The following is an 11,769-nucleotide window of genomic DNA, read 5'->3' on the forward strand; positions in this document are numbered from 1 at the left end:
TCGTGACCACCGCATCCCCACCGCTGCGGGCCGGCATCATCGGCGCCGGCGCCATCGCCCAGGCCCACGCGACCGCGATCGCCGAGCTCGCCCCCCGGATCACCCTCGTCGGCGTCGCCGACCTCGACCCTGCGCGCGCGGTCGAGTTCGCGGATCGCTTCGGTGCGCCGGCGACCTACACAACCGCGGATGAGCTGCTCGCCGCCGCGGACCTCGACATCGTCTCGGTGTGCACACCGCCGCAGACCCACGCGCCCCTGGCGATCGCGGCGATGCGGGCGGGGGTGCCGGTGCTCGTGGAGAAGCCCACCGCCCTCAGCCTCGCCGAGGTCGACGAGCTTGCCGCCGTCAGCGACGCGACCGGGGTTCCGGTTCTCACGGTCTACCAGCACCGGTTCGGCGCGGCGGCGCTGCGGCTGCGCCGGCTCGTCGCCGACGGCGTGCTCGGACGCCCGCTGGTGGCGACGTGCGAGACGCTCTGGCACCGCCCCGACGAGTACTTCGCCGTGCCGTGGCGCGGGCGCTGGGACACCGAGGGCGGCGGGCCGACGATGGGGCACGGCATCCACCAGTTCGACCTGCTGCTGAGCATCCTGGGGCCGTGGTCGGAGGTGTCGGCCATGGCGGCACGGCAGTCGCGGCCGACCGACACCGAGGACGTGTCGCTCGTGCTCGCCCGGTTCGACAACGGCGCCCTGGCCACCGTCGTCAATTCGGTCGTGTCGCCGCGAGAGACCACGCGGCTGCGCGTGGACTTCGCCTTCGCGACGGTGGAACTCGAGCACCTCTACGGCTACACCGATGCCGACTGGAGGTTCACCCCCGCTCCCGGCCACGAGCACCTCGCCGATCTGTGGCACACGGGCGCCGGCGACGACGACGTCGTGAGCGGGCACCGCCTGCAGCTCGCGGCGATCATCGACGCCCTCGCCGACGGCGGCGAACCGGAGGTGTCGATCGTGGATGCGCGACGCACGCTGGAATTCGCCGCGGCGACCTACGCCTCGGCCTTCCGCGGCGTGCGGGTGGCGGCGGGCGAGATCTCGGGCGACGATGCCTTCATGACCCGGATGGACGGCGACGGGGCGCCCTGGGCGCCGGTGAAGGAGACCGCGGCATGACGCTCATGATCACGCGCGAGGACACCCGGCTGAGAGTGACCGCCGACACGGTCGAGATCGCGACCTACGTCTTCGACGCCGATGCGCCGGCCTTCGAGGGACCCAAGCCCTACCTGCATCCGATCCGCGCCCTCGATGGTGGGCTGCTCACCGGCTTCCGCCCGTGGGACCACCGCTGGCACAAGGGACTGCAGTTCACGTGGACGCATGTCTCGGGCGAGAACTTCTGGGGCGGCCCGACCTACATCGACGGCGAGGGCTACGTCGCTCGCGACAACGTCGGCCGCATGCGCCATGACGGCTTCACCGCGATGCGCACCGCCGGCGACGAGGTCTCGTTCCGCGAAGACCTCACGTGGATCACCCAGGCCGGCCGGGAGTGGATCACCGAGCGGCGCACGCACCGCTTCGGCGGCGTCGACCGCGAGCGGGGCCTGTGGGTCCTCGATTTCGAGACGACGCTGCACAACGTCAGCGGCGGAACCCTCGAACTCGGCAGTCCCACCACGCAGGGGCGACCGAACGCCGGCTACACGGGCTTCTTCCTGCGGATGCCACGGGCGTGGACCGGGGGGACGGTGACCTCGCCCGTCACCTCCGATCCTGGCGCGCTCATGGGCGCCGAGGCGCCGTGGGTCGCCTTCTCCGGCCAGCACGACGACGTGGACGGCGGGGGCACGGTGCTCTGCTACGCCGGGCGGTCGTCGGCGCCGCCTCCAGTGAAGTGGTTCGTGCGCACCGAGCCGTTCCCGGTGCTCAGCCCCTCGCCGTCGTTCGACGAGCACATCGCCTTCGCGCCCGACACCGAGATCACCCTCGCGCACCGATACGTCTTCGGCGACCGCATGTGGGATCAGGACGAGGCCCGCGCGATCGCGACGGAGCTGGCACCGTGACCGCGGGTCACCCCCTCACCGGGCCGATCCGCGTACCGCCCCTCTTCCCCGGCGGAGTCGCGGTGAGCGACCTGTGCGTCTACGACACCGAGGGCGCCGACGGGCTGGCGGGCGGCTCGCCGCACCTGCATACGGCCTCGAGCGAGGGCTATGTGGTCACCGGCGGCACCGGCGAGGTGCACACCCTCTCGCACGCCGGCGCGGCCATCCATCCGCTCGCTCCCGGGGAGGTCGTCCACTTCTCGCCCGGGACCGTGCACCGGCTGGTGAACCGCGGCGATCTGCGCCTGGTCGTGGTCATGCAGAATGCGGGCCTCCCCGAGGCGGGGGATGCGGTGCTCACCTTTCCGCCCGACGTCCTCGACGATCCCGACGCCTACGCCGCCGCCGCAACCCTTCCCGACGGCGACCCCGATGTGCGGGCCTCGGCCGCGCGTCGCCGCCGCGACCTCGCCCTCGAGGGCTACGGGCTGCTGCGCGCGCAGATCCGCGACCGGGGACCGGAGGCGTACGCGGAGTTCCACCGCCGCGCCGCGAAGCTCGTGCAGCCCCGCGTCGCGCAGTGGCAGCAGCAGTGGACGCGCACCGTGGTCGCCGAGACGGAGCGCACGCGTGACCAGCTCGCTGCCCTCGCCGAGGGCAGCCCCGGCCTGATGTCCGACGCGGCCGTGGTGCGCGCCGAGCCGACCCCCGGCCCGCGGGGGTTCGGGATGTGCGGGCGCCTGCAGACCTGGCGATGGCCCGCGGGCTGACCCCCTCCGTCCCCCGCCGACCCCGAACGTCTTCCCATGGAGGAGAGCTCATGACCACCGACCCCGACCGCGTTCTGCGGTGCGCCCTGGTGGGCACCGGCAACGTCGCCCGCCTGCACGCGGAGGCCGTCGCCGCCGACCCCGCCGCCCGGCTGGTGGCGGTGACCGACCTCTCCGCCGAGGCCGCCCGCGCGTTCGCGGAGATGCACGACGTTCCGGCCGTTCACGACGACCTCGAGGCCCTGCTGACGAGTGAGCATCCCGACGTCGTACTGATCTGCACGCCCCCGGCGGTGCACCGGGAGCAGGCGCTCGCGGCGTTCGCGGCCGGAGCGCACGTGGTGGTCGAGAAGCCCCCCGCACCGAGCCTCGACGAGCTCGACGACATGCGGCGCGCCGCCGACGCAGCCGATCGGCGCCTCGCGGTGGTCTTCCAGCAGCGCACCGGCACCGCCGCCGCGCACGTGAAGCACCTCCTCGACAGCGGCGCCCTCGGCCGCCCGCTGATCGCCCAGTGCCAGACGCTGTGGTTCCGCGACGCGGACTACTTCGCCGTGCCGTGGCGCGGCAGGTGGAGCACGGAGGGCGGGGGCACCACGCTCGGGCACGGCATCCATCAGCTCGACCTGCTGGCGTTCCTGCTCGGCGATTGGGCGAGCGTCGAGGCGCGGATGTGGCGGCTGGACCGCGAGACCGAGACCGAAGACGCGTCCACCGCCACGGTTCGCTTCGCCGGCGGCACCGTCGCGCAGGTCGTCGCGAGCACGGTCTCCCCGCGCCAGACCAGCTCGATCCGCATCGACACGCAGAAGGCCACCGTGACGGTCGACCACCTCTACGGCCACGGTCACGAGAACTGGGCGATCACCCCGGCGCCCGGGTTCGAGCACGAGGCGGCCACGTGGGAGCTGCCGTCGCGTGAGATCCCGAGCGGTCATGCGCCCCTGCTGCACGACGTCTTCACCGCGTTGCGCGCCGGCGGGCCGCTCCCGCCGACCGCCGATGCGCCGGCACGGTCGCTGGAGATCGTGATCGATCTCGGCGGATGGTGGTGGATGCTCACCGACGAGTGGCGCGGGCTCGCCGTGCACCGCTCGGCCGATGCGGTCGTGTGGGAGCGGCAGGAGGGGCTCCTCCTCGACACGGTCGGACCCCCGGAATCCGGCCTGCAGATCGGACGCCACGCGATGGCCCTCGCCGACGGCGACGACGCGGCGTGGATCTACTTCTTCTCCCACCCGTGGTGGGACGGATCCGAGATCGCCGACGCCTCCGACGACCTGCATCGACGCAGTTCCGTGCAGCGTGCGCGCCTGCACGTCGTCGACGACGTGCTGGTCTGCGTGCGCTGACCCTTCGAGACGCGACGGGCCGGGTTTGTGATCCGACCGTTATGAATCGTTCAAAGGTTTTTCCGCGACCCCGCTTGCGAAACGTTTTTCCGTAGCCTACGGTATCAGGCAAGCGCTTTCCCATCCCGCACCACCTGCAACAGGGAACGTGCCGACACCGCATCAACGGACAACGAGCGTCTTGGTGAGAGAACACAGGCGTTCGAAGAGAGGACAAGGATGTTCAGCAAGAAGCGGACCATGGCCGCCGTCGCGCTGGCGACCGGCGCGGGACTCGTCCTGGCCGGCTGCTCGGGAGGATCCGAGCCCGCCGACACGATGGACCCGAACGAGGAGGTCACGCTCGACCTCGCCTTCTGGGGCAACGACGTGCGCGCCGAGCTCTACAACGAGGTCATCGCGGCGTTCGAGGAGGAGTACCCGAACATCACGGTGAACTCCTCGTTCCTCGACTTCCCCGCCTTCTGGGAGCGTCGTCAGACCGAAGCCGCGGGCGGCAACCTGCCCGACGTCATGCAGTTCGACTACTCGTACCTCCGCCAGTACTCCGAGAACGGCCTGCTGCTCGATCTCGACCCGTTCCTGGGCGGCATCATCGAGACCGACCCGATCCCGCAGAACATCCTCGACATCGGCGTCGTCGGCGGCACCACGTACGGCATCGCGACGTCGACCAACGCGTGGGGCATGTACACCAACCCCCAGTTGCTCGAGCAGGTCGGCGTGGACGAGTTCGCCGGCGGCACGTGGGATGACTACAGCGCGTGGATGGGCGAGGTGACCGACGCCAGCGGCGGCGATGTCTACGGCGGCTCGGACTACGCCGGGCGCATCCAGAACTTCGAGATCCAGCTGCGCGCCGAGGGAAGCGCCCTGTTCACCGAGGACGGCGAGCCCGGCTTCGACGAGGCGCGCCTCGCGCAGTTCTGGGAGGACGGCCAGGAGCTCATCGACTCGGGCGCCGTCATCTCGTCGCAGCGCCTCGAGGAGCTCTTCCCCACCTCCGGATTCGGCGCCGGCGAGACGGCCAGCGAACTGACGTGGGACAACTTCGGAGCCGGCTACCTCGGCGAGCTGGGCGAGGACTACACCGAGCTCGGGCTGATCGCCCCGCCGATCACCGTCGAGGGGGCGCAGGACCTCTACCTCAAGCCCTCGATGCTCCACACCATCGGCGCGAACACCGAGCACCCCGAGGCCGCTGCGACCCTGGTGAACTTCCTGGTGAACTCGCCCCAGTCGGGTGAGATCTTCGGCACCAACCGCGGCCTGCCCGCCTCGGAGACGGCCCTCGCCGCCGCCGAGCTCGACCCGCTGAGCCAGCAGATCGCCGACTACGAGGTCTCGATCCAGGACCGCCTGGGCGACGCCCCGCCGGTGCCGATCGTCGGCTACGGCACCCTGGAGGAGGAGTTCCGTGTGATCGGGCAGGAGCTCGGCTTCGGAACCATCACCGTCGACGAAGCGGTCGACCGCTTCTTCACCGAGATGGACGTGGTCCTCAGCAACAACGCGTGACACACGCCGGGGGTCCGGCCGCCACGGCCGGGCCCCCGCCCATCGTTTCCCCTCTGTGGATGGAGTGAGCAGTGAGTACGACAGCGACGAGAGTGATCGTCACGGGAAAGAGTTCGCGGCGTTCGCTGATGCAGCGTCGGCGGGCTGAGAACGAGGCGACTCGTCCGGGTCAGAAGCGTCGTCAGCGCAAGGAGACCCTTGCCGGGTACGGGTTCCTGCTGCCCTGGCTGATCGGGTTCTTCGGGCTCACGATCATCCCGATGGTCTACTCGCTGTACCTCTCCTTCACCCGGTACAGCATCTTCCAGCCGCCCCGGTGGGTCGGTTTCGACAACTACATCCGGCTGTTCACCAACGACCCGCAGTTCATCCAGTCCGCACAGATCACCCTCGTGTACGTGCTGGTGGGAACCCCGATCATGCTCGCCGCCGCTCTCGCGGTCGCGATGCTGCTGAACTACCGCGACCGCGGGGCGGCGTTCTTCCGCTCGGCGTTCTACGCCCCGTCGCTGATCGGCGCGTCGGTCTCGGTCGCGATTGTGTGGCGGGCGATGTTCGCCGGCGAGGGCCCGGTCGACAACTTCCTCAGCTTCTTCGGCATCAACCTCGGCTCCTGGATCGGCAACCCCTCGCTGGTGCTCCCGGCGATGATCATCCTCGCGGTGTGGCAGTTCGGCGCGACGATGGTCATCTTCCTCGCCGGTCTCAAGCAGATCCCGAAAGAGCTCTACGAAGCCGCCGAGATGGATGGCGCCGGACCCTGGCACCGCTTCCGCGCGGTCACCATGCCGATGCTCTCCCCGGTGATCTTCTTCAACCTGCTGCTGGGCATCATCGGCGCGTTCCAGGTGTTCGCCTCGGCCTACATCATCTCCAACGGCACCGGCGGCCCCGCCGGCATGACGAACTTCATCACCCTCTACCTCTACAAGCGCGGCTTCTCCGACGGCCAGTACGGCTACGCCGCCGCGATCGCCTGGGTGCTGCTGGTCGTCGTCGCCATCATCGCCGTGATCCTTTTCCGCACCCAGAAGAACTGGGTCCACTACTCGGGAGACAACCGATGAGCACGCAGAGCTTCGGCGAACCGGCCGTCCAGGTCCTCGAACAGCAGGACATCGAAGAAGACCTCCCCGACCGCACCCCGCCCCGCCGCCGCAAGGTCAAGCGGAAGACCTGGCAGACCATCATCTGGTTCACGGTCCTCATCGTCATCACCGCGGTCGTGCTCTACCCGCTGGTGTGGCTGCTGTTCGCGACGTTCAAGCCGACCTCCGAGTTCGGCCAGAACCCCGGCATCCTCCCCGAGAACCCCACCGTGGGCAACTACCTCACCGTCATGGAAGGCATCGCCGGCATCCCGATGTGGAAGTTCTTCTGGAACTCCCTCGTGCTGGCCACCCTCGCCGTCATCGGCACCGTCCTCAGCTCCGCCCTCGCCGCCTACGCCTTCGCCCGCGTGCAGTTCAAAGGCCTCGGGATCCTCTTCGCCGCGATGATCGGCACCCTGCTGCTGCCGTTCCACGTCGTGATCATCCCCCAGTACCTGCTGTTCAACACCCTCGACATGATCGACACCTTCTGGCCGCTGGTCCTGCCGAAATTCCTCGCCACCGAAGCGTTCTTCGTCTTCCTGCTCGTCCAGTTCATGCGACAGATGCCCCGCGACATGGACGAAGCCGCCCGCATCGACGGCGCCGGACACCTCCGCATCTTCTGGGCCATCATCGTCCCGCTGATCAAACCCGCCCTCATCACCTGCGCGATCTTCTCCTTCATCTGGTCCTGGAACGACTTCCTCGGCCCCCTCATCTACCTCACCAGCCCCGAGAACTACCCCCTCCCGATCGCGCTGCGCCTCTGGAACGACCAGACCTCCACCAGCGACTACGGCGCCACGGTCACCGCATCGTTCCTCGCGCTGGTGCCGATCCTGATCTTCTTCATCGTCTTCCAACGCTTCCTCGTCGACGGCGTCGCCACCCAAGGCCTGAAAGGCTGACGCCCATGACCACATCGTCGGAGCGGGCGCGGGAGCGTCGCGAGCTGAGGGCCGCCCGTCGCGGAGACCGCGACGGGAGCGGGCCGACGCTCGACGAGCGCGCTCCCGCCCGCTTCCCGGGTGCCACGGCGAAGTTCGGCCTGCTCGGCGAGGTGCTCATGACGGGTCTGCTCGTCACGCTGGTGGCGGTGCCGGTCATCACCCTGCCCGTCGCGCTGGCCGCCGGCATCCGTCATCTGCGGCGGTTCGTGCGCGCCGAGGGCTCGCCGCTGTCGGCGTTCTGGTCGGATGTGCGCCGCGGACTCGCCGGCGGCGCGCTCCTGGGCCTCGCCGTGCTCGTGCTCACCGGCCTGTTCGTGCTCGACATCGACCTGGCCGCGTCGGGCGCCCTGCCGGGCGGCCCGGTCATCGCCGTGGTCGGATGGGCCGGCCTGGCCGCCCTCGCGATCGCCGTGCTCACCGCCGCGGGGGCGTGGACGCCGGAGACCGGATGGCGCGGCGCGATCGGCGCGGTCCCCTCGCTTGTGCGCCACGACGTGCCGGGAGCGCTCTACCTGGCCGCGACCGCCGCGTTCGTCGTCATCGTCACGTGGGCGCTCGTGCCCCTCGTGATCCCCGCCCTCGGATGCGCCGCACTGGCCGTGGTCGCCGTTCCCGAGCGCCCGCGGCGCCACGCCGGCTGAAGCCTCCACCCCCATCCTCGAAGGAGTCATGCGTGCTGTACGGCGCCGACTACAACCCCGACCAGTGGCCCGAAGAGGTCTGGGAAGACGACGTCCGCCGCATGAACGAGGCGGGCGTGAACATCGTGAGCCTCGGCATCTTCGCCTGGTCGCGCATCCAGCCCGCCGAAGACGTGTGGGACTTCGCCTGGCTCGACCGGGTCATCGACACCCTGCACGCCGGCGGCATCGCCGTGAACCTCGCCACGGCAACGGCCTCGCCGCCGCCGTGGGTGAGCGCGAACTACCCCGAGACGCTGCCCGCAGACGAATCCGGCGCGTCGTACTGGCCGGGAAGCCGGCAGCACTTCGCACCCTCCTCCCCTGTCTACCGACGCCTCGCCGGTGAGCTGGTGCGACGCATCGCCGAGCGCTACGTCGACCACCCGGCGGTGGTGATGTGGCACGTCGGAAACGAGTTCGGCTGCCACCTCTGGATGGACTTCTCCGATGCCGCGCGGGATGCGTACCGTCGCTGGCTGCGCGAGAAGTACGGCACCGTCGACGCGCTCAACGCGGCGTGGGGCACGAACTTCTGGTCGCAGCGGTACAGCACGTTCGACGAGGTCTTCCCTCCGCGGCTGGCGCCCTACAGCCACAATCCGTCGTCGATGCTCGACTTCCGCCGGTTCACCTCCGACATGCTGCTGGAGTGCTACCTGGCGGAGCGGCGCATCCTGCTGCAGGCGGGCGCGACGCAGCCGATCACGACGAACTTCATGGGCCCGTTCAAGCCGGCGGACTATCGCCGGTGGGCGCCGCACATGGACGTCATCGCCGACGACTGCTATCCCGACCCGGCGCATCCCACGCGTGTGCGCGATTCGGCGTTCCAGCGCGACCTCGTGCGCTCGCTCAAGCCCGGCGTGCCGTGGCTGCTGTGGGAGCAGGCCACCGATGCCGTGAACTGGCGCCCGGCGAACCCCGGCAAGGCCGCGGGGGCGCTCGCGGCCGAGACCGCGCAGTCGATCGGGCGCGGCGCCGACGGCATCATGTTCTTCCAGTGGCGGCAGTCCCGCGCCGGCAGCGAGAAGTTCCACTCGGCGATGCTCCCCCACGCCGGCACGCGCACCCGCACGTGGCGCGAGGTCGTCTCCCTCGGCGAGCGCCTGCGCGAGCTCGGCGAGCTGCCGGCACCGGGCTCGGATGCGCGGGTCGCGCTGGTCTTCGACTGGGAGAACTGGTGGGCGGTCGAGGAGCGCGACCATCCCTTCCGGATCGACTACCTCGCCGTTGCCCTGGAGTGGTACGGCGCACTCCATCGCCGCGGCATCATGGTCGACATCATCGGGCCCGAGGAGGCGGAGCGCGGGTACGAGGTGGTCTTGGCGCCCGCCCTCTACCTGCTGCGCGAGGAGGGAGCAGCCGCGCTCGACCGGTTCGCGCGAGCCGGTGGAACGCTGCTCACCGGACCCTTCAGCGACATCGTCGACGAGCACGACCAGTTCTGCGACGGCGGGTTCCTCACGCGCCTCGGCGCCGCACTCGGCATCCGCTACGAGGACTTCGGAGCACTGGCGGGCCCTCCCGCGAGCGGCACGGGCGTCGGCGCGCTCGGTGCGGTCGGCGACGGCGAGCCCGAGACGGTGTCGTTCACGCTCGACGGCTGTGCCGCTCGCGGCACGCTCGTCGCCGAGGCCGTCCACGCCGAGACCGCCGAGGTGATCGCGACCTTCGACGACGGTCCGAACGCGGCGCGACCGGCGGTGACCCGTCAACGCCACGGCGACGGCGCCGCGTGGTACGTCGCCACGATGCCCGACGCCGCCGGTGTCGACGCGATCGTCGGCCGCCTCGTCGCCGACCGCGGCGTGCGACCGGTCATCGACGACCTCCCCGCGGGCGTCGAGGTCGCGCGTCGCGGCGCCCTCGTCACCGTGATCAACCATTCCGACGAGACCGTCACGGTCTCCCTGAACGGCAGCGACGCCGAAACCGGCGCCGCCCTCGGACGCACCGCACTGTCACCGCAGCAGGTCGTCTTCGCCTTCGCGCCCATCCCGGCGCATCCCTCGCCCGCGCCGTCCGACGCGAACGGCGCCCTCGCATCCCTCTCCTCCTGACAGGACCACCATGAGACACCTTCGATTCGTCGTCACCGCCGCCGTCGTTTCCGCCGCCGCCCTCACCCTCGCCTCGTGCGCGGGCGATGGCGGGAGCTCGGGAGAGTACGACCCCGACGCCGACGTGACGCTCACCTTCGCCTTCTGGGGCAACGACGATCGCGCCGACCGCTACAACCAGCTGATCGAGGCGTTCCAGACCGAGCATCCGAACATCACGGTGAACACGACCTTCACCGACTTCCCCAGCTACTGGGAGAAGCGGCAGACCGAAGTGGCCGGCGGGGGCCTTCCCGACGTCTTCCAGTTCTCCGACAGCTATCTGCGGCAGTCGCCGAGCCCGGCCACGTGCTCGATCTCGGCGAGGTGTCGGACTACATCGACTTCTCCACCTTCGACGACGCCCTGCTCGGCACGGGTCGCCTGAACGACGTGCAGTACTCCCTGCCGACCGGATACAGCATGTGGGCGAATTTCGTGAACGACGACGTGCTGGCCGAGTACGACATCGCCGCCCCGGAAGGCGGCTCCACCTTCGACGCGTTCGACGAGTGGATGGCCGGGGTCACCGATGCGACCGACGGCACGGTCTACGGCGGCACCGACTACACCCAGCGGATCCAGGTGTTCGAACTGGTTCTCCGGGCGAACGGCGGAAACCTCTACACCGAGGACGGCGAGCTCGGCTTCACCGAGGATGAGCTGCGCGACTTCTGGGCCTCCGGCGACGACATCCGCGACGGCGTGACCGTTCCGCAGGTCGAGCTCGAGGCGATCAGCCCCGTGTCCGGTTTCGGGGCCGGCCTGACGGCGAGCGAGATGAGCTGGAGCAACTTCCTGGGCGGCTATCTCGCGGACTCCGGCGCCGAGTCGATCTCGATCGTCGCGCCCCCGACCGCCGTCGAGGGCTCGAAGGACCTCTACCAGCAGGGCGGTCTGCAGATGGCCATCGCGTCGAACACCGACCACCCCGAGGCGTCGGCGATCTTCCTCGACTACGTCGTCAACAGCCCCGAAGCCGGCGAGATCTTCGGCACCACCCTCGGATTCCCGGCCTCGTCGAGCAAGCTCGCGGGCACGACGCTCGAAGGCGTCGACAAGCAGGTCGCCGACTACATCGAGTCGGTGGCGGACCGCGTGGGCGAAGCCCCGCCCGTGCCCGTGATCGGATACGGCTCGCTCGAGCAGACGTTCTGGGACGTCGGCAAGGAGCTCGGGCTCGGGACGATCACGGTCGACGAGGCGGTGGACCGCTTCTTCACCGAGGCCGACGTCATCCTCGAGTGAACCCCTGGTGGGGGCGGGGCTCTGCCTCATCCCCACCAGACATCTCCCCGACCATC

Annotated in this window: 11 protein-coding genes; all 11 read left to right on the plus strand. The window is 70.0% G+C overall.

Features of this window, described 5'->3' with window-relative positions; translation table 11 throughout:
- Nucleotides 1–2 precede the first annotated feature (2 nt).
- The 11 genes from IM777_RS14315 (at nt 3) to IM777_RS14360 (ending at nt 11,713) form a co-directional block, all read left to right on the plus strand.
- Entirely contained in the window at nt 3–1,121 is a 1,119-nt protein-coding gene (locus tag IM777_RS14315; RefSeq protein WP_228480833.1) for a Gfo/Idh/MocA family protein, read from the plus strand.
- Nucleotides 1,118–2,017, plus strand: a complete 900-nt coding sequence (locus IM777_RS14320; RefSeq protein WP_194383833.1) for a DUF6807 domain-containing protein — start codon at nt 1,118–1,120, stop codon at nt 2,015–2,017. The genes IM777_RS14315 and IM777_RS14320 overlap by 4 nt, the downstream gene beginning before the upstream one ends.
- Entirely contained in the window at nt 2,014–2,769 is a 756-nt protein-coding gene (locus tag IM777_RS14325; protein ID WP_228480834.1) for a cupin domain-containing protein, read from the plus strand. The genes IM777_RS14320 and IM777_RS14325 overlap by 4 nt, the downstream gene beginning before the upstream one ends.
- Before the next feature lie 50 nt (nt 2,770–2,819).
- A complete protein-coding gene (locus IM777_RS14330) occupies nt 2,820–4,121 on the plus strand; it encodes a Gfo/Idh/MocA family oxidoreductase (RefSeq protein ID WP_194383834.1) in 1,302 nt (433 codons plus the stop codon).
- A gap of 219 nt (nt 4,122–4,340) precedes the next feature.
- Entirely contained in the window at nt 4,341–5,639 is a 1,299-nt protein-coding gene (locus IM777_RS14335; protein ID WP_071045913.1) for an ABC transporter substrate-binding protein, read from the plus strand.
- Between the two features lie 128 nt (nt 5,640–5,767).
- Complete coding sequence (locus tag IM777_RS14340) at nt 5,768–6,706, plus strand: carbohydrate ABC transporter permease (protein ID WP_071045948.1); 939 nt, start codon at nt 5,768–5,770, stop codon at nt 6,704–6,706.
- Complete coding sequence (locus tag IM777_RS14345; RefSeq protein ID WP_083336659.1) at nt 6,703–7,641, plus strand: carbohydrate ABC transporter permease; 939 nt, start codon at nt 6,703–6,705, stop codon at nt 7,639–7,641. Before IM777_RS14340 ends, IM777_RS14345 begins: the two co-directional genes overlap by 4 nt.
- A 5-nt stretch (nt 7,642–7,646) precedes the next feature.
- Complete coding sequence (locus IM777_RS14350) at nt 7,647–8,324, plus strand: hypothetical protein (protein WP_194383835.1); 678 nt, start codon at nt 7,647–7,649, stop codon at nt 8,322–8,324.
- Nucleotides 8,325–8,356: 32 nt separating this feature from the next.
- Nucleotides 8,357–10,426 (plus strand): beta-galactosidase, encoded by a 2,070-nt coding sequence (locus IM777_RS14355; RefSeq protein WP_228480835.1) that lies wholly within the window; start codon nt 8,357–8,359, stop codon nt 10,424–10,426.
- Nucleotides 10,427–10,436: 10 nt separating this feature from the next.
- The gene (locus tag IM777_RS17460) at nt 10,437–10,853 is read left to right on the plus strand and encodes an ABC transporter substrate-binding protein (RefSeq protein WP_272872940.1); all 417 of its coding nucleotides are present in this window, start codon (nt 10,437–10,439) and stop codon (nt 10,851–10,853) included.
- Complete coding sequence (locus IM777_RS14360) at nt 10,775–11,713, plus strand: ABC transporter substrate-binding protein (protein ID WP_237673307.1); 939 nt, start codon at nt 10,775–10,777, stop codon at nt 11,711–11,713. Before IM777_RS17460 ends, IM777_RS14360 begins: the two co-directional genes overlap by 79 nt.
- Nucleotides 11,714–11,769: the final 56 nt, after the last annotated feature.

It is taken from the genome of Microbacterium luteum, assembly GCF_015277875.1.
Taxonomy (GTDB): Bacteria; Actinomycetota; Actinomycetes; order Actinomycetales; family Microbacteriaceae; genus Microbacterium; species Microbacterium luteum.